This window comes from Streptoalloteichus tenebrarius (assembly GCF_024171885.1).
Lineage (GTDB): Bacteria > Actinomycetota > Actinomycetes > Mycobacteriales > Pseudonocardiaceae > Streptoalloteichus > Streptoalloteichus tenebrarius.
Map to the genome: position 1 here is coordinate 52,314 of NZ_JAMTCP010000014.1, position 17,467 is coordinate 69,780.

Below are 17,467 nucleotides of genomic sequence, written 5' to 3' on the forward strand. Positions count from 1 at the left end.
ATGTCCCGCCCACGCCCCGTGTCCCGCACGATCAAGCAGGCGGGCGAGCACGAGATCGAGATCAGGAAGTCGCGGTTCCTCTGCGCGGTGGCCAGGGTGGGCTCCGAGGAGGAGGCCAGGGCCTTCGTCCAGGAGCGCCGGCGCCTCCACTTCGACGCCCGGCACCACTGCTCGGCCTACGTGGTGGGCGAGGGCGGCCAGACCCAGAAGTCCAACGACGACGGTGAGCCCGCCGGCACGGCCGGCATCCCGATGCTGGAGGTGCTGCGGCACCGCGGCCTGACGAACGTCGTGGCGGTGGTCACCCGCTACTTCGGCGGGGTCCTGCTCGGCGCGGGCGGCCTCATCCGCGCCTACAGCGGCGCGACGTCGGAGACCATCGACGCGGTGGGCGTGGTGGAGCTGCGCCCGGTCCGCGTGGTGTCCACTGTGGTGGATCATGGCCGGGCCGGCCGGTTCGAGAACGACGTCAGGGGAGCCGGCTACGCCGTGCGGGACGTGCGCTACGGCGCGGACGTCCGCTTCGACCTCCTCGTGCCCGAGCCCGAGATCGACGCCTTCCGGACCTGGCTGGCCGAGAACACGTCCGGCCAGGCGACCATCACCCTCGGTGAGACGACGTACGCCGAGGTCGACGTCTAGGACGTGTCCGTGGACAGGACTGGGCGGTCTCGTCGTGGCGAGTGGCGGTCGCACGAAACTGCTTGAGCTGGAGGAAGCAGCGTTCGACGACATCGCGGCACGGGTACCTGGTGTGATCGGAGACGAGCGGGCGGCCACCGACTGCCCAGAACCCTGGTTGGAGACCGTCTTCCACGGCCCTTACCGTTGCGACAGGTCCCGCCAGACCACTCCGGCGCCGGCCTTGAACGGCACCTCAGTTGATCCCGCGACGCCTCGTCCACCCGTGGACGTCCCGTCGCGCCCGAAGCGGGCGGACGGCGGATCGATCGCCTACCACTGCTCCTCGATCAACTCGGGCACCACACCTCAGGGTCACCCCAGATCAGCCACACCAGCTTGAGGACACGGCTCAGGCCCGGCCCACGCCGCGATCCCCCAGCCAACCGGGCGGGCGGTCAGCGCCGGCGGCCGACCCCGGCGAAACCCGGCAGCCGCAGCAACTCGGGGCTGGTCTCGGTGTCCGGCCGCCAGGCCGCCAGGGGGACGAGCCCCGGCTCCACCAGATCGAAGCCGGTGAACAGGTCGAGCAGCTCCTCACGCGAGCGCAGCACCACCTGGTTGTCCGCGTTCGCGTAGACCGCCTGGAAGCGCTCCAGCACCTCGGGGGCTTGCCCGGTGAGGCTCATGTGCGACAGGGCGAGGTGGGAGCCCGGCGCGAGGGCGTCCCGGTAGCGGGCCACGATGCCCGCCGCGTCGTCGGACAGGGGGACGAAGTGCAGCACCGCCACCATCAGCAGCCCCACGGGCTGGTCGAGGTCGAGGAGCCGGGCGACCTCGGGGTGGCCGAGGACCCGGTCGACGTCACGCAGGTCCGCCCGCACGGCGGCGGCGTTCGGTTCGTCGGCGAGCAACCCCCGGCTGTGCGCCACGGCGACCGGGTCCACGTCGACGTACACCACGCGCGCGTCGGGCGCGACGCGGTGCGCCACCTCGTGCACGTTGCCCACCGTGGGGATGCCGGAGCCGAGGTCGAGGAACTGCCGCACTCCGGCGTCGACCAGGAACTGGACGGCGCGCCGCAGGAACGCGCGGTTGGCCCTGGCGCCGAGCACGGTGGCGGGCATCGCCGCGATCGCCTGTTCGGCCGCGCGCCGATCGCTGGCGAAGTTGTGCGTCCCGCCGAGGTAGTAGTCGTACATCCGGGCGGCGCTGGGCAGTTCCTTGTCGACCCGTTCGATGCCGACGCTGTCCGTGGTCTGGTCCGACTGGTCCACCGTTCCCCCTCACCGAGTCCACTGCCGGGGGTCGAACCTACTCCCGTTCGGCGCGCGGAACACGTGGACGGAGGGGACGGGTCTGGCGCGGGGTCCATGACGGGGAACCACGTCAGCGGTCGGCGGGTTCGTCGCGCGCACCTGTCCGGCGACCTCACGGCCGCCCGGCCACGCCCGAACCGATCAGCGAACCCTGACACGCCCGGTCATCGTTTGTCCACTGTGGACTAAGGTCCGAGAGGACCGGGAAGGACAAGGAGAAGTCACCCGTCCACGTCAACCGACCCGGCCGTGCCGCGAGACGCGCGCCCAGGGCACGACCGGGCCAGGAGCGGTGAGAAGCCGGCCAGGCGCGAGGAACACGCCCGACGCCGGTGCGCTCTCCCGTGCCGTCACCCCGTGAGCGGCGTTCTCCGGTCCACGCCGCGCCGGTCGTCGATCTCCCGCCATCTTCTGCCGTAGACCACGTCCACGATCTCGGGCCGTCCCAGGAAGTCCTGGGGGAATCCCAGATCCGTGCGGCTGACCGCGTCCAGCCTGGCGAGCTGGTCCTCGTCCAGCCGCACGTCCAGCGCCGCGAGGTTGTCCCGAAGCTGGGCCTCGGTGGTCACGCCCAACATCGGCACCACGGTGCCGGCCTGGGCGCGCAACCAGGCGAGGGCCACCCCGGACGGCGACCACCCGCCTTCCTCGGCGACGCGGACCACCTCGCGGACGATCACCTCGTCCCTGTCGCGGTCGCCGGCCCAGTTGGCCTTGTCCAACCGGCCGCCCTCGCCCCGCAGGTACTTGCCGGTCAACCGCCCCTCGGCCAGCGACCCCCAGGTGAGCACGGCGAGGTCGAAGGCGCGCGCCATGGGCAGCAGTTCCCGTTCCGGCGTGCGTTCCAGGAGGCTGTAGCGGAGTTGCACGCCCGCGAAGGGCGTCCACCCCCTGAGTTCGGCGACGGTGTTGGCGTGGGCGATCTCCCACGCCGACCAGTCGGACACCGCGACGTAGCGGATCTTGCCGGCGCGGACCTGGTCGTCCAACGCCCGCATCACCTCCTCCACCGGTGTCCAGACGTCCCTGGCGTGCACCCAGTAGACGTCCACGTAGTCGGTGCGCAGCCGCCGCAGGCTCGCTTCCAGTGCGGTCACGAGGTTCTTGCGGTGGTTGCCGCTGGCGTTGACGTCACCGTCGTCGGTGGCGTTGGTGTACTTGGTGCCGAGCACGAACTCGTCCCGGCGGCCCTCCAGTAACTCCCCCAACATGCTCTCCGACGTGCCCGCCGTGTAGATGTTCGCGGTGTCGAGGAAGTTTCCGCCGGCCTCCGCGTAGGCGTCGAGGATCCTCGCCGCGGTCGTCTTCGGCGCTCCCCAGCCCCAGTCCTCACCGAAGGTCATGGTGCCCAGGCAGAGTTCCGAGACACGCAGACCCGTCTTGCCGAACAGTGTGTAGCGCACGGACGCTCCCCGTTCCGATTGCTGTTGCGGTCAGTCGCACCAAAACGCTAGGAGCTGAAGGGCTATCCGTACCAAGGCCATTCGGGTGCATTCTGCCCCGCGACGAAAGTCCCGCGACGCCGCGAGTGTCACCGTGGGGTGACAACCATCCTGATGTCGTCCTCGGCGCACAACACGAACCGCTCCACGGGAGTCACGACATGGCCTGGCACGAGGCGGAACCGGAAGCGGTGGGCCAGCACGGCCAGCATCAGCTTGGTCTGCGTCATGGCCAGTCCCGCTCCCGAGCAGTGCCGGGGGCCGATGCCGAAGGGCAGGAACGCCAGGCGGTGCCGCGCGGCCACGGCCGGCGGGGCGAAGCGCTCGGGGTCGAAGCGGTCCGGTTCCGGCCACACCCGGGGATTCGTGTGCACGGCCCAGATCGGGTGGAGGATCGTGGTCCCCGCCGGGACGAGGTGGTCGCCCACCACGATGTCGGTCGTGGACTCACGGGCGGCGTACGGCCCCGGCGGGTAGAGCCGCATCGACTCGTTGAGCGTCATCTCCAGGTACCGCAACCGACGCAGGTCCCCGTGCTCGGGGCGCGTTCGTCCATCGAGGACGGCGTCGAGTTCGGCGTGGAGCCGCCGTTCGACGTCGGGGTGGAGGGAGACGAGGTGGAGCGCCCAGGAGGTGGCGACTCCGGAGGTGTGGTGCCCGCCGAGCATCGTGCCGAGCACCGTGTCCCGGATGCGGCCCACCGGCCATCCCGCGGCGACGAGCGCGCCGACGAGGTCGGCCGAGTCCGCGCGCCCGTGCCCCGCCTCCCGTCGCGCGATCACCTCCGTCACCGCCTCGCGCAACGTCCACTGTGCCTGCTCGACGCGGCGCCGCCGTTCCCCGGGCGGCGTCGGGGGTTCCACGCCGCGCGCCTCGTGGAGGAAGTGGTCGAGCAGGAACTGGAAGGCGTCGACGATCCTCGCGGCCAGCTTGGCCGAGTCGAAGGCGTCCCCCAACGCGTAGGAGCAGACCATGCGCAGCGCGAGGTTGTTCAGCTCGTGCTGCAACGCGACCGGCTCTCCGCTGGCGGCCCACCGGTCGGCGAGCTGTTCGACGGCGGCGGCCATCCGGGGGAACATCGCGGCGTGCTTGGCGTGGTCGCCCAGCGCGGGCAGCACCACGCGCCGCCACGGGACGTACTCCGGCTCCGGCAGCACCTGGAGGTTGCCGGACTCGAAGAACGGGTCCAGGAAGCGGAAGAGGTCGGCGGGGCGCTCGTTGATCCGGACCGTCGCCTCCAGCAGCACGGGGTCGGCGACCGACACCACGGTGGAGTGCGGGAGCCGGAACCGGGCGAGGTCGCCGTAGCGGCGGTGCAGGTCGAGCTGGAAGGTGTGCATCCCGCCGGCGGCCGCGATCGCCGCCAGATGGTGACCTTCACTCGGAAGTGGAGGCCCCGGGATGTCGGTGAGTTGCTGGGGCATGTCCGCCTCACCTGCCTCAACCCGAGGGTCCCTCACGTCCTCACCAGCGGCAATGCCCGATCCGGCTGACCGGCGACCGGCCGGGGCCGCGTTGGGCCGTCCGAGTGTGTCCTAGCCCATTCGGGCGGTCGCGGAACAAACCTCGGCGAGGCGTGGTTGGATGAGACGTCGTTGTTTCCTCGACGGTGCGGCCGACTGGTCGGGCGCACCCAGGGGAACGTTGTTGCGGGCGGTTCGCTGATCTTCTCCCGTGCGGAGCTGGTGAGGACGTCGTCTGGAACTCGACCCGGGCACCGCGCGGTGCGGTGTCCCGGAACCCAGACTCCCGGAGGAGAAGGTTATGGAACAGGGCATCGTGAAGTGGTTCAACGCGGAGAAGGGCTTCGGCTTCATCTCCCGGGACAACGGCGCTGACGTCTTCGTGCACTACTCGGAGATCCAGGGCGGCGGCTTCCGCAGCCTGGAGGAGAACCAGCGCGTGGAGTTCGAGGTCACCCAGGGCGCCAAGGGCCTCCAGGCCAGCGGCGTCCGCCTGATCTGAGCCACCGGACCCGGCGCGCCCGGCGCGCCGCCCACGGCTCGCTTCCGGAGCCCCGCACCGTGCCGGTGCGGGGCTCCGTGCCGTCCGGGGTCGTTTCCGCGTGGGGACGCTGGCGGTGCTGGCGGCCCTTGCCCGGCCGCGCGGATCCGGGGCGCGTCGGGCGTCACTCCGGCGAGATGTGACGCGGGTCCGAATGCGCCCGTTGATCACCCGATCCGACCATTGTCGGGCGACGGAGCGTAGAGAATGGACCTGGCGCGACCCGCGCCGCGCCCGGAACGAGAAGTGGTGAGCGTTCGATGAGCACGGCCGACCCACGCCGGACCCGACCGGCGTCCCTGGAGCTGACCTGGCACCCGGCGCGGCCGGCGCCGTCCGCTCCGGTCGTGGTCACGGGGGTGTTCGACGTGCTGCACGTCGGGCACGTGCGGTTCCTCGCCGCCGCGCGCGAGCAGGGCGCCGCGCTGGCCGTCGGAGTGGAGGACGACCCGAGGGTGCGGGCGTGGAAGGGCCCCGGCCGGCCGGTGCACCCCGCCACCGAGCGCGCCGAGGTGCTGGCCGCGCTGCGCTGCGTGGACGCCACCTTCCTCATCTCCGGCGACCCGACGCTGACGAGCTGGGAGCACTACGTGGAGCTGCTGCGCCCGCTGGCGCCCGCCGTCCTGGCCTTCACCGAGGGCGACCCGCACGCCGCCCCCAAGCGCAGGGCAGCGGCCGTGCTGGGCGCCACCGCGGTTGAGCTGCCGCTCACCGAGGGGCGGTCCACGACCGCCGCCCTGAACCGCCTGGGCGACGGGCGCGCCGGGTCGCTGGACGACGTGGCGGTGCCCCAGACCAGTCGCTGAGCCCCCGCCCGGGGCAGCCGCGACACGCGGGGACGACGTCGGTCCTGGTCGGCGGGCAGCGGCCGACCGGCCGGGGCCGCGTGCGTCGATCGGGTGATCTGCTCCGGACCGGACCACCGAATTTCACCGAAGGCGGCCGTTCCTGACAGTCCGACGCCGTACGGTCACGCGACGTGGGGGCCGAGCACCGGGGCGCGGCCGACCGCCCCGGGCCGGACGGGCCGTGGCGGGTCCGCGTCCGCGACGAGGACGGCGTGATCCTGGGCGCCGGGGTACTGGTGGGCACGGGACACGTGCTGACCTGTGCCCACGTGATCCCCGTCGCCGGTGAGCCCGCCCCGTCCGACGCCCGGTCCGCCCCGTCCGACGCCCGGGCCACACCACCCGACACGCGGGTCCTCGTCGACCTGGTCTGCCTGCCCGACTCCCCCACCGCGCACGCCAGGGTCCTCGACGACTGCTGGGCTCCTCCCGAGGGAGAGAAGGGCGAGGAGCGCGGGGACGTCGCCCTGCTCGTCCTCGACCGCCACCTGCCCGACGGGATGGGGGCGCCCCTGCGTCGCCTGCCCGTGAGCCTGGGCAGGGAGGTGCGCTCCTACGGGTTCCCGGACGGCGCTCCCGCCGGGATGTGGGCGCGGGCGACGGTGGCCGGCAGCAGCGGCCCCGGCGGCGAGTGGGTCCAGATGGACGCGTTGGTGCGCGGCAACCGGCCGCGCAGGGGCTTCAGCGGCGCCGCCGTGGTCGACCAGGCGACCGGCTACGTGATCGGCATGATGGTCAGCGAGTTCACCGAGGGCGACGCGGGCGTGTCGTGGATGCTGCCGATCGAGACGATCGTCGCCTACGTGCCCCTGGTGAGCGAGTGGGTGGGCGGCGACGTCGCGGTGGACCCCACCCTGGCCAGGGACTTCGACTCCTGGTCCCAGGACGTCGGGTTCGCGAGGCAGATCGCGGAGTGGTTCGCGCGGGCCGTGCGGGGCAGCGTCTGGCCGGTCGTCACCGGCGGCGCGGACTCGGCGGTGGCGGCCAACCTGCGGCGCGCCGCCGTGCTCGGGTCCCGCGAGCTGCGGCCGCCGGCCGTCGGCCGCGCGCCGTGGCCCGAGGGGACCGTGCCGCCGGTGGGCAGCGTCGACCTGGCGATGGACGTCTCGCACCGCACCGTGGAGGAGGTCGCGCGGCGCATCGCCGACCGGATCGGCCTGCCCGCCGACGAGGAGACCGAGGTGGTGGGGCGGGTCAGGAACGACCCCCCGCTGATGACGGTGGTGGTGGACGGGGTCGACCAGGCGGAGCGGCCGGAGGAGTTGATCAGCGAGGTGCTCCGGCCGCTGGCCGACCGGGGGCTGCGGCTGGTGCTCGGGTTCCGCAGCGAGTCCTCGCCCGGCCTGTCCGTCGCCCGGTCCTGGCAGTCGTCGCACCCGCCGGCCCCCGGGGACGACACGGCGTCCCTGCGCCGACGCCTCGACGAGCTGGAGCAGCGGCTGGCCGAGCTGGCCGAGAGGGAGGACGAGGTGCGCCGCCGTCGCGACCACGTGGCGACACGCGTCACGGCGGTGCCGGCGATGCCGGAGCGCGCGTCCCGGCTGCGGATGCGGTGGGGCTCCCTCCGCGTGGCGGACCTCGACCGGGACCGGGAGTGGGTGGCGCCCGAGCTGCGGGAGTGCGAGCGGTCGGTGAGCCGGGCCCTGGCCCGGCTGGCCAGCTTCGAGGGGCGGCTCGACCGGCTGCTCGACCGGCGCCGCGAGCTGCGGGGGCTGCTGGCCGCCTACCAGGCCAGGGCGGCCGACCACGGGCTGGCCGAGGACGACGAGCTGGACGACGCCTACCGCGCGGCCCACGCCACGCTGTGGACCGCTCCCTGCGACCTCATCGCCGCCGCCGACCGGGTCGCCCGCTACCAGCGGGCCGTGCGCCGCCGGATCGAGGGCGGCTCCGGAGGGGGGTGGCGATGACCCCCTGTGGCCGGCCCGGCTGCTCTGGTGTCGTGGAGGAGACGGGGTTCTGCGACACGTGCGGCCGCAGGCCCGTGCCCCGCGAGGAGAAGACCGCGCCTCGCGCGCCGGCCCCGTCGACCCACACCTCGCCGTGGCCCGCGCCGCCGCCCCGGGCGTCGACCGCGCGGAGCGGCGCGACCAGCGGCCGCTGGCCCGGCGCGGGCGGGGACCTGGTGTCCCTGCCGGCGCTCGACCTCCCCGACCCGACCGACCAGCTCGACCTGGACCCCGAGGTCCGTGAGGACCGGCGGTTCTGCGGCAACGCCGCCTGCCGGGCCGAGGTGGGCAGGAGCTACGCCGGTCAGCCCGGTCTGACCGAGGGGTTCTGCCCCCGGTGCGGCACCCGGTTCTCCTTCTCCCCCAAGCTGCGCCCCGGCGACCTGGTGGCGGGGCAGTACGAGGTGCTGGGCTGCCTGGGCCACGGCGGCCTCGGCTGGGTCTACCTCGCCAGCGACCGCAACCTGGACGGGCACCGGGTCGTCCTCAAGGGACTGGTCAACACCAGCGACGAGCAGGCGCTGGAGCTGGCGGTGACGGAACGCCGGTTCCTCACCGAGCTGGACCACCCGAACATCGTCCGGATCTTCAACTTCGTCAGCCACCCCGACCCGATCTCCGGGGAGTTGGGCGGCTACATCGTGATGGACCACGTCGAGGGCCTCTCGCTGCGGGAGATCAGGAGGAGGGCGGTCGGGCAGGGGCCGCCGCTGACCGAACCGCTGACCGTCGAGCACGTCGTGGCCTACGGCCTCCAGATCCTGGCCGCGGTGGAGTACCTGCACGGGCGGGGCCTGCTGTACTGCGACATGAAGCCGGACAACGTGATCCAGGGCGCCGGCCGGCTCAAGGTCATCGATCTCGGCGGGGTGCGGCGGATCGAGGACCGGTCCAGCCCGGTGGTGGGCACCCCGGGGTTCCAGGTGTCCCGCGAGGAGATCGAGAGCCACGGCCTGACCGTGCGCTCGGACCTGCACGCGGTGGGCAGGACGCTGGCGGTGATGCTCGACGCCGTCGACGAGGCCGCTCCCGGCGCGGATGGGCCGGTCGCCTTCGGCGTCGGCTCGCTGCGCCGGGTGATCGCGCGGGCGAGCGACCCCGAGCACGACCGGCGGTTCGCGTCGGCGGCCGAGATGGCGGACCAGCTCCGCGGTGTGCTCCGGGAGATCCTCTCGCTGCGGGACGGGCGGCCCCGCCCGGAGCGCTCGTCGGTGTTCGCCCCGTCCGCGACCCTGCTGGACGCCGGGCTCGGCGCGGTCCCCCCGCTGGAGCACTGGACGACCAAGGCCGCGCTGCCCCCGGACCGGCGCACCCTGTTGGCTGACGGCCGTCCCCCGGCGCACGCCGTTCCCTCGGGACTGCCCACGCCCGTCCCTGACGCGGACGACCCGGAGGCCGGCCGTCTGGCCTCCGTGGACGCGGCCGACCCGCGCCGGCTGCTCGCCAAGCTCACGGCCACCGCCCCGGCCCGGCCCACCGGCTCGGCGTCCGTGGAGGTCCCCCTGGTGCGGTGTCGCGCGCACCTGGACCTGGGCGAGCTGGACGAGGCGGCGGAGTGCCTGTCAGCCGCGCGGCGGGCGCTGGGCCGCGCCGCCGAGCACGACTGGCGGATCTCCTGGCACACGGGGCTGGTCTCACTCGCGCGGGACCGGGTGGACGTCGCGGAGTCCGCGTTCACCCGGGTCCTCGCGGCGTTACCGGCCGAGGACGCGCCCAAGCTGGCGCTGGGGTACTGCGCCGAGGCGCTGGGGCGGCCGGACGCGGCCGAGCCCTACTACGAGGCGGTGTGGCGCAGGGACCCGGCGCAGGCCAGCGCCGCCTTCGGCCTGGCGAGGATCAGCCTGGCCCGGGGTGACCGGGCGGGGGCCGTGCGGGTCCTCGACGGGGTGCCCGAGGCCTCCCGCCACGCCGACGCGGCGCGGATCGCCGGGGTCCGGGTGCTCGCGGGCCGACTCGGCGCGCCGGGGGCGGGGCGGACGGAGTTGCCGGGCGTCGACGACTTCGCCGAGGCGGGGAGACGGCTCGACGAGCTGTACCTCGACGACGGCGAGAGCGACGGGGACTCGCGGGGGCGGCTGGCCACGGCCCTGTTGGAGGTCGCCCTGGCATGGGTGCGCCGTGACGGCGACGCGCCGGGGCGGGCCGTGCTCGGGTGCCCCGCGACCGAGCGGGACCTGAGGTTCCGGCTCGAACGCCGCTTCCGGTTCCTGGCGGAGCAGGCGCACAGCGCGGCGGACCACGACGTCCTGGTCGACCTGGCGAACGCGGTTCGTCCGGTCACCCGATGGTGAGGGGTGGTGGAGGTGGGCACCGAGTGGGACTCCGGGGAGGACGCCGACGGAGGCACCGGGGATGGCGCCGGGGATGGCGCCGCGCCGGGGGCGACCGGCTTCGCGCTGGAGGTCAGCCAGAACCGGTACCTGTCCACACGGGACGACGTGATGGACGCGGTGCTGACCGTCACCGCGCACGACCCTGTCGAGTCCACTGTGGACACCGAGGCCGCCGAGGTCGTGTTGCTGGACTGCTCCGGCTCCATGGGCACGCCGCTCACCAAGCTCCTCGCGGCCCAGCAGGCGGCGGCCGCCGCCGTGGACACCCTCCGCGCGGGCGTGCGCTTCGCGGTCGTGCAGGGCACCCACCGCGCGGCGATGGTCTACCCCGCCGAACCCCGGCTGGCCAGGGTGGACGACCGGACGCGGGCCGAGGCCAAGGCCGCGATCGCGCGGATGCAGCCCAGCGGCGGCACCGCGATGGGGACCTGGCTGACGTTGGCCAACACGCTGTTCGACCAGCACCCCACCGCGATCCGGCACGCCCTGCTGCTGACCGACGGCAGGAACCAGAGCGAGAGCCGGGAGCAGCTCGACCGGGCGCTCGCCGCCTGCGAGGGCCGGTTCGTCTGCGACGCGCGGGGCATCGGCGAGCACTACGAGCCGAGGGAGCTGCTGCGGATCGTCTCCGTGCTCAGGGGGCGCGCGGCGGCCGTGCGCGCCGAGTCCGAGCTGGCCGAGGACTTCCGTCAGATGATGGCCGTCGCCATGGGCAGGACCGTCGCCGACGTCCGGCTGCGGATCCGCACCCTGCCCGGTGTGGAGGTGCGCCTGCTGAAGCAGGCTTACCCGACCGAGCTGCACCTGACCGAGCACGCCATCACCGTGGACGACCGGACCGCGGAGTTCTCCACCGGCTCGTGGGGGCGGGAGAGCCGCGAGTACCACCTGTCCCTCACCGTGGAGCGGGAGGGCCGGCCGTGGAACGAGGACCTCCAGGTGGCGGTGGTGGACCTGGTGGTCCGGCGGCCCGGCCAGGTGGAGGGCCGGCCGTGCGGCGCGCGCTCGCCCGTGCTCGTCCACTGGACCGAGGACCTGCGCCTGTCCACGCGGATCGACCCCAGGGTCGCCCACTACCTCGGGCAGGCGGAGCTGAGCCAGGCGGTGCTGGCCGGCTACGACGCCTACGGCGCCGGCGACCACGAGCGGGCCGGGGTCGAGTGGGGTCGGGCGGTGCGGCTGGCCACGGAGTCGGGCAACGGGGAGATTTTGGCGCGGCTCGTGCGCCTGGTCGAGGTCGTGGACGCGGGCGCGGGGCTCGTGCGGGTCAGGGCGAACCTGCGGGCCCGTGACCTGCTCGACGCCGCGGTGAGCCATGTCGTCTCCACGATGCGCCCCGACTCCGCCGCCGACCCGCCCCGGCAGGACGCGCCGTCGGGGCCGGACCGCACATGTGTCCAGTGTGGACGGATCTCGCCCGGCTCCGCGGCGCACTGCGCGGCCTGCGGGCGACGCCTCGACGACGAGGGACAGCCGGACCAGGCCGGCGTGGGGCTGCCGTGAGCGCGACGACCCTCCGGCCCCCGGCGCCGGCCGAGACCGCGCGGAGCACCACGCGTCGGACGTTGCGGTACCTGCGCGGCGTCTTACTCGGACTCACCGTCGTCGTCGGCCTCACCTCCCTGTGGGCGTTCACCGAGACGCACCGCACCGCCGAGGCCGTCCGGTCCCGCACCGCGCCGGCGATCCTGGAGGTGTCCTCGGCACGGGCCGCGCTGGTGGCCGCCAACGAGGCCGCGATCACCAGCTTCCGCACCGGGGAGGTCCGGCTCGCCGGACCCGGGGAGCGCTACCGGAGCCAGATCGCGTTGGTCAGCCAGAGCCTGGCCCAGGTGGCGGAGGACAACGCGGCCGGCGAGTTCGGCAGCCAGACCTTGCAGTTGGTGGAGGGGCTGCTCGCGGCGTACACGGGCGCGGTCGAGCAGGCGGCGGCGCACTTCCCCCGAGACAGCGGCACCGGCGGCACGGGCGGCACCGGCAGCACCGGCGCTGAGGGCACCGCCGGTTCGACGCTCGGCACGGCGGACCTGTGGCACGCCGCGCGCCTGCTGCACTCCGACGGCCTGCTCGCCCAGCTCGACGTTCTGCTGACCGCGCAACGCGAGGCGCTCGACGACCAGCTCGCCGCGAGTCCCGCCGGCCTGGTTCCCGCGCTGGCGTGGGCGCTTCCCGCGGTGGCCCTGTTCGTCGTGCTGGTCGTGACCCAGGTCTTCCTCCGGCGTCGCTTCCGCCGCAGGGCCAACCCCGCCCTGCTGGCGGCGACGCTGTGCCTGCTCGGGCTGGGCGCGGTCATGTCGCTCACCTTCGTGACGCAGCAGCGGCTGACCACCACGAGGGAGAGCCTGACCGTGGTGCTGAGCGAGTCCCGGGACCAGGCCGCGGTGCTGGACGACCGTGGCCGGCGCGCGCTGACCGAACTGGTCCGGGGGCGGTGCCGGGCGACGGAGAACGGGTGCGGCGAGACGATGGCCAGGGTCGAGGCGGGGCTCGGGCGGGTCAACGCCGGCCCCGACCAGCCCGACGACCGGAAGCTCGCCGAGGGCGCGCGCCACGTCCACGACCAGGCGGGCGCCGCGACGGAGTACGGGGACTGGGTGTTCCTGGCCCCGCTGACGGCACTGCTCATCGCGGCGCTGGTGGTGCTCGGCCTCCAGCCCCGCCTCGACGAGTACAGGTACCGGTGGCGATGAGAAGACGTCGACGGGGCCGGGCCCGGCCCCTGCTCCTCCTGGTCGTCGTGGCCCTCGCCGCGGCGCTCTGCGGATGCGCGGGCACGACCACCGGGGGCGCGGTGTCGGTGTTGGCCTCGTGGAGTGGCGCGGAGGAACAGCAGTTCCGCGCGGTGCTCGACGCGTTCACCAGGGAGACCGGCATCAAGGTGCACTACCAGGGCACCCGGGCGCTCAGCCAGGTGCTGCACACGGAGGTGCAGAAGGGGACCCCGCCCGACGTGGCGGTGTTGCCCAGCCCCGGCGAGCTGGCGCTCTACGCGCGACGCGGCGACCTGCGCCCGCTGGACGACGTCCTCGACCCCGCGCAGGAGCGCACGTACAGCCGGCAGTGGCGCAAGCTGGAACGGGCGGGAACCGAGAATCGGTACGGGGTGGCCGTCAAGGCCGACGTGAAGAGCCTCGTGTGGTTCAGCCCCCGCCACCTCCGGATGGCCAGGGCCCCCGGGACGTGGGACGAGTTGCTCGCGCTGGGCCGACAGGCGCCCGCCGGGGTCGCCCCCTGGTGCATGGGCATGGGCGCGCCGCCCACCTCGGGGTGGCCGGGCACGGACTGGATCGAGGACATCCTCCTGCACCAGTCCGGTGTGGACGCCTACCAGCGGTGGGTGGACGGCAGGCTCGCCTGGTCCTCGCCGGAGGTGCGGCGGGCGTGGGCGGCGTGGGCGGCCGTGACCGCGCCCGGTTCGGTGCGCGGCGGCGCGGGTTCGGCGCTGCTGACCGACTTCGGCGACGCCGGCCGGCCGATGCTCGCCGAGCGGCCGGGGTGCCTGCTGGACCACCAGGCGTCGTTCGTCATGGCGGTCTACCAGGGCTATGACGAGGTGGGCGGCCGGCAGCCGACCCCTGGCGAGGACTTCGACTTCGTCCCGTTCCCCGACTCGCGGGGCCCTGAGGCGTCCGCGTCGCGGGTCTGGGAGGTCTCGGCGGACCTGGCGGGGATGTTCAACGACACCCCCGAGGCGCGTCGCCTGGTCCGGTTCCTGGCCTCGACCAGGGGTCAGGAGATCTGGCCGGGCATCGAGGGCGCGAGCGCGTTCTCGGTGAACCGGGAGGTCGACCACCGGGTGTACCGGGACGACGTGCGGCGGCGCGTCGCGGAGGTGCTGACCGGCGAGGACACCCTCTGTTTCGACGCCTCCGACCTCATGCCCGCGGCGATGCGCAACGCGTTCTACCGCGCGGTGTTGGAGTTCCTCGCCGATCCGGGCCGGCTGGACGCCCTCCTGGCCGACCTGGACAGGGTGAAGCAGGGCGTGGCGTCCGGGGAGTGGCTGGGCTTCTCCTGCGCGAAGGCGGAATGAGGCGACGGCGGAACGAGGTGCGCCGGCGCGGGGGCGTCGGTGCGCGAGAGGTGGTGCGGCGTGACGGAGTTGGTGCGCTTCCCGCTGGAGAACGGGGGCGTGGTGACGATCGAGGTGGACGAGGAACCCAGGGTGGCCAGGGCGTCCCGCCAGGGCGAGGTGCTGCGGGAGGCCAAGGTCTACTTCGAGCGGGCGCTGGGCGAGGTGCGGAACGCGGCGGCCGCCGCGCTGGGCCAGTTCCAGCGGATGGCGCGGCGACCGGACGAGGTGGAGATCAAGTTCTCGGTGAAGATGGACGCCAAGATCGGGGCGGTCATCGCCAACACCGGGGCGCAGGGCCAGTTCGAGGTCAAGCTGAAGTGGCAACGTCCGGCCGACGACCGCCGGCCCGTGCAGGAAGAGACCAACGACGGCGACGGCTCACCGGCGCCCTGCGGTGAGCCGTCAACGGGTGGCACGGACGGACAGACCTCCACCTAGCCCGAGGATTCCTCTCCGTTTGAAGAGGACGAACCGCGCGCCTAGTGCTCGTGCTCGGGCGCCTGGCGCGCCGGCGTCTCCACGCGGTCGAGGAAGGCCGGCACGCGGGAGTTGATCACGTCGGCCGGGAGGAGGTGCCGGCTCCCCGGCACGATGTCCGCCTCGACCGAGGGAATCAGGGCCCGGGCGCGGTCCAGCGCCCGGCGCGCGTCGTGCGGCATGCTGTGCTCGCCGAGCAGCACGAGTGCGGGCACGGCGATCGAGCGCAGTTCGTCGTCGGTGAGGTACTGCGGCATCACCAGGCGGATGCGGTACCCGTACAGGCTCGCGATGGTGAGGTCCACCGATGGTGCGTCCCTCCTCTCCCCCGTCAGCTCGGACAGGAACCACCGCCGTGCCGCGTCGCTCCCGGCGAGGCTCATCACCACGCCGCCGAGCACGAACCTGGCGCGGAGCCCGGCCAGGGCGCGGGCCGGGTCGAGCACGGCGAGGCTGGCGACGCGCTCGGGGCGGCGCACCGCCTGGTTGAGCGCGATCCAGCCGCCGTAGGAGGCCCCGACGAGGTGGGCGTGGGCCACGCCCAGCCCGGCGAGGACCTCGTCCAACCACAGCGCCATGTCCTCGGGCCGGCGCAGGGGCGCGGTCTGCGTGCTGGGTCCGGCCTCCCCCACCGTGCTGACGGCGAACACCGGACGTCGTGCGGCGAGGGCCGCGACGTTCTCCACCCACATCGCCGGGGTCGCGCCCTGGCCGTGCAGCAGCACGACGGGCGTTCCGCCTTCCTGGCCGGAGCGGACGACGCGGGTCCTGCCGAAGCTCGTCGCGACGTCCAGGTCGGTCCGGTCGACCGGCCACGCCGCCATCATCCTGTCGTAGGCCGCCCGGAACCGCGCGGCGGCCGCGGCGGTGGTGAAGCCCCCAACTTCGTTCCCCATGCCCCTTTCCTAGTCCGCGAGGACGGGTGAGGACAGGATCATCGGGACAAGGTGACCAACGGAACAACCGGCGCGGACGGGGAGCCAGTCTCCTTTGTGTCCACTATGGACGTTCTTGTGTGGCCACCTGACCTCGCTTGGCCTACCCGGTTGACTCGATCTGTTGGAACAACCTGTGTTCGACGCCCTTGTCCAACCCCGCCCCCCGACCTGGTTGCCCCACTGTTCGTCCGGCTGGGTGCCCGGCTGGTTGTCCTCCTCGGCCCACGGGCGGTATGGCGGGGCGCGGGTGGCGGGCTGACGCGTCGCGGCCGGGATCTCGAAGGAGGTATGGGGTTCCTCGGGGAGAGCGGCGTCGACGTACGGCGAACCCTCCAGTGGACCACGGACGACGGCTATTCCTGTCTGGTCTCACCCTTCTGAGGCCCGAGTTATCCACATCCCCCGGAGTTGTCCACAGCCGGCGGTGTTCAGGTTCTCGCGCGGGGTTCGGGCCGATAGGCTGGAGCGGGGCTCGCCCCCCAGGGCGGGTGGGGGCTATCCACTGGGGGAGGACGGCGAGCCGGGTTCCGGTGAGTGTTTTCTGGGTCCTGTCAACCCTTTCGCCCTGTTGGGGGACAGGGTTGTCCACAGGGCCCTGAGTTGTCCACAGGAGACTGGCGCGGCCCTGTGTCGAGGGGTGTGCGGCGGTAGGCTGGAGCGGGGCTCGCCCCCCAGGGCGGGTGGGGGCTGACCTCAGGGCGGGGCGTCAGGGCGTTGGTGTCAGGGCGTTGGGGACGTTGACGGCAGGACCGGGGCCGCGGCCGGCGAGAGCCGGTCCGGGCACGAGGCGGCCCCGGGCACGAGGCGGCCCCGGGCGAGAGCCGGAGCGGGGCGGACCGGGGCGAGGTCAGACCGTGGACGCGCGGTGGACGTCGAGCAGATCGGTCTCCTGCGCTGCCCAGATCTCCCGGAGCGCGTCAGCGCCCTCGTGCTCGGCGTAGCCGCACTCGGCCAGGGTGATCGGCACGAGCGTGATGATCTGCAACTGGGGCTCGTCCGTGCCGGCCGGGTAGAAGTTGAACTCCTCGTCGCAGAACGGGTGCGTGGTCGCCAACACGCCCTGGATCAGGGTGCCGGGGACCAGCGGCTGGTCGTTCTGGACCACCGTCCCGTACTCCAGCCCCTCGCCGCTGTCGACGACGATCGCGCCCAGGGTGTCCACGAGGAACCGGGCCACCGGCTCCTGGTCGGCCTGGAGCGAGCAGACCAGCTCCTCGCCGTACCGGGCGTCGACCCTGCGCAGCCGCAGGCCGTTGGTCACCACCGAGACCATGTCGTACTCGGGGTGGTCGTGGATGACGAGCGAGTACGCGTGGTCGCCGGCCACCGAGCCGCCCGGCGCGTCGCCCCGGATGCGACCCAGGTGGCGTTCGATGTGCTCGACGAGCGCGTCGTCGTTGTCGGACACGGCGTTCCTCTCCTGCTCACGACTGCTCACGACCAGATCCGTGACGCCGCGCG

The 17,467-nt window shown here is 73.5% G+C and carries 14 protein-coding genes; 9 read left to right on the top strand and 5 right to left on the bottom strand.

Annotation, left to right across the window (positions count from 1 at the left end; translation table 11 throughout):
* Window positions 1–642, top strand: coding sequence for a YigZ family protein (locus tag LX15_RS14355; protein WP_253670072.1), 642 nt, complete (start codon window positions 1–3; stop codon window positions 640–642).
* A gap of 437 nt (window positions 643–1,079) precedes the next feature.
* Here the strand turns inward: LX15_RS14355 and LX15_RS14360 are convergent, their stop codons facing one another.
* From LX15_RS14360 to LX15_RS14370, 3 genes are all read right to left on the bottom strand, one after another.
* A complete protein-coding gene (locus tag LX15_RS14360; protein WP_253670073.1) occupies window positions 1,080–1,898 on the bottom strand; it encodes an SAM-dependent methyltransferase in 819 nt (272 codons plus the stop codon).
* Between the two features lie 392 nt (window positions 1,899–2,290).
* A complete protein-coding gene (locus LX15_RS14365; RefSeq protein ID WP_253670074.1) occupies window positions 2,291–3,343 on the bottom strand; it encodes an aldo/keto reductase in 1,053 nt (350 codons plus the stop codon).
* A gap of 128 nt (window positions 3,344–3,471) precedes the next feature.
* On the bottom strand, window positions 3,472–4,806 hold the full coding sequence (locus LX15_RS14370; RefSeq protein ID WP_253670075.1) for a cytochrome P450: 1,335 nt from the start codon (window positions 4,804–4,806) through the stop codon (window positions 3,472–3,474).
* 340 nt (window positions 4,807–5,146) lie between these two features.
* Here LX15_RS14370 and LX15_RS14375 point away from each other — a divergent pair, with 340 nt between their 5' ends.
* The 8 genes from LX15_RS14375 (at window position 5,147) to LX15_RS14410 (ending at window position 15,029) form a co-directional block, all read left to right on the top strand.
* Window positions 5,147–5,347, top strand: coding sequence for a cold-shock protein (locus LX15_RS14375; RefSeq protein WP_253670076.1), 201 nt, complete (start codon window positions 5,147–5,149; stop codon window positions 5,345–5,347).
* Window positions 5,348–5,646: 299 nt separating this feature from the next.
* Window positions 5,647–6,192: an adenylyltransferase/cytidyltransferase family protein gene (locus tag LX15_RS14380; RefSeq protein WP_253670077.1), complete on the top strand. Its 546-nt coding sequence runs from the start codon at window positions 5,647–5,649 to the stop codon at window positions 6,190–6,192.
* A 173-nt stretch (window positions 6,193–6,365) separates the two neighbouring features.
* Window positions 6,366–8,144, top strand: coding sequence for a trypsin-like peptidase domain-containing protein (locus LX15_RS14385; RefSeq protein ID WP_253670078.1), 1,779 nt, complete (start codon window positions 6,366–6,368; stop codon window positions 8,142–8,144).
* A 32-nt stretch (window positions 8,145–8,176) separates the two neighbouring features.
* The gene (locus tag LX15_RS14390; RefSeq protein WP_253670079.1) at window positions 8,177–10,474 is read left to right on the top strand and encodes a serine/threonine-protein kinase; all 2,298 of its coding nucleotides are present in this window, start codon (window positions 8,177–8,179) and stop codon (window positions 10,472–10,474) included.
* A gap of 12 nt (window positions 10,475–10,486) precedes the next feature.
* Window positions 10,487–12,019 carry a vWA domain-containing protein gene (locus LX15_RS14395; RefSeq protein ID WP_253670080.1) on the top strand — a complete coding sequence of 511 codons (1,533 nt, stop codon included), beginning with the start codon at window positions 10,487–10,489 and terminating at the stop codon, window positions 12,017–12,019.
* Window positions 12,016–13,206 carry a GlnX family signal transduction membrane protein gene (locus LX15_RS14400; RefSeq protein ID WP_253670081.1) on the top strand — a complete coding sequence of 397 codons (1,191 nt, stop codon included), beginning with the start codon at window positions 12,016–12,018 and terminating at the stop codon, window positions 13,204–13,206. The genes LX15_RS14395 and LX15_RS14400 overlap by 4 nt, the downstream gene beginning before the upstream one ends.
* The gene (locus LX15_RS14405; protein WP_253670082.1) at window positions 13,203–14,549 is read left to right on the top strand and encodes an ABC transporter substrate-binding protein; all 1,347 of its coding nucleotides are present in this window, start codon (window positions 13,203–13,205) and stop codon (window positions 14,547–14,549) included. The genes LX15_RS14400 and LX15_RS14405 overlap by 4 nt, the downstream gene beginning before the upstream one ends.
* A 60-nt stretch (window positions 14,550–14,609) precedes the next feature.
* Complete coding sequence (locus tag LX15_RS14410) at window positions 14,610–15,029, top strand: CU044_2847 family protein (RefSeq protein ID WP_253670083.1); 420 nt, start codon at window positions 14,610–14,612, stop codon at window positions 15,027–15,029.
* Window positions 15,030–15,070: 41 nt separating this feature from the next.
* On the opposite strand, the gene LX15_RS14415 is transcribed toward LX15_RS14410, so the two are convergent.
* Window positions 15,071–15,964 carry an alpha/beta fold hydrolase gene (locus LX15_RS14415; RefSeq protein ID WP_253670084.1) on the bottom strand — a complete coding sequence of 298 codons (894 nt, stop codon included), beginning with the start codon at window positions 15,962–15,964 and terminating at the stop codon, window positions 15,071–15,073.
* Between the two features lie 889 nt (window positions 15,965–16,853).
* Complete coding sequence (locus LX15_RS14420; protein WP_253670085.1) at window positions 16,854–17,444, bottom strand: suppressor of fused domain protein; 591 nt, start codon at window positions 17,442–17,444, stop codon at window positions 16,854–16,856.
* Between the last annotated feature and the right edge of the window lie 23 nt (window positions 17,445–17,467).

Excerpts from the sequence above, each read along its gene's own strand:
- LX15_RS14355 (WP_253670072.1), top strand. The coding sequence starts at position 1 with ATGTCCCGCCCACGCCCCGTGTCCCGCACGATCAAGCAGGCGGGCGAG.
- LX15_RS14370 (WP_253670075.1), bottom strand. The coding sequence starts at position 4,806 with ATGCCCCAGCAACTCACCGACATCCCGGGGCCTCCACTTCCGAGTGAA.
- LX15_RS14375 (WP_253670076.1), top strand. The coding sequence starts at position 5,147 with ATGGAACAGGGCATCGTGAAGTGGTTCAACGCGGAGAAGGGCTTCGGC.
- LX15_RS14380 (WP_253670077.1), top strand. The coding sequence starts at position 5,647 with ATGAGCACGGCCGACCCACGCCGGACCCGACCGGCGTCCCTGGAGCTG.
- LX15_RS14405 (WP_253670082.1), top strand. The coding sequence starts at position 13,203 with ATGAGAAGACGTCGACGGGGCCGGGCCCGGCCCCTGCTCCTCCTGGTC.
- LX15_RS14415 (WP_253670084.1), bottom strand. The coding sequence starts at position 15,964 with ATGGGGAACGAAGTTGGGGGCTTCACCACCGCCGCGGCCGCCGCGCGG.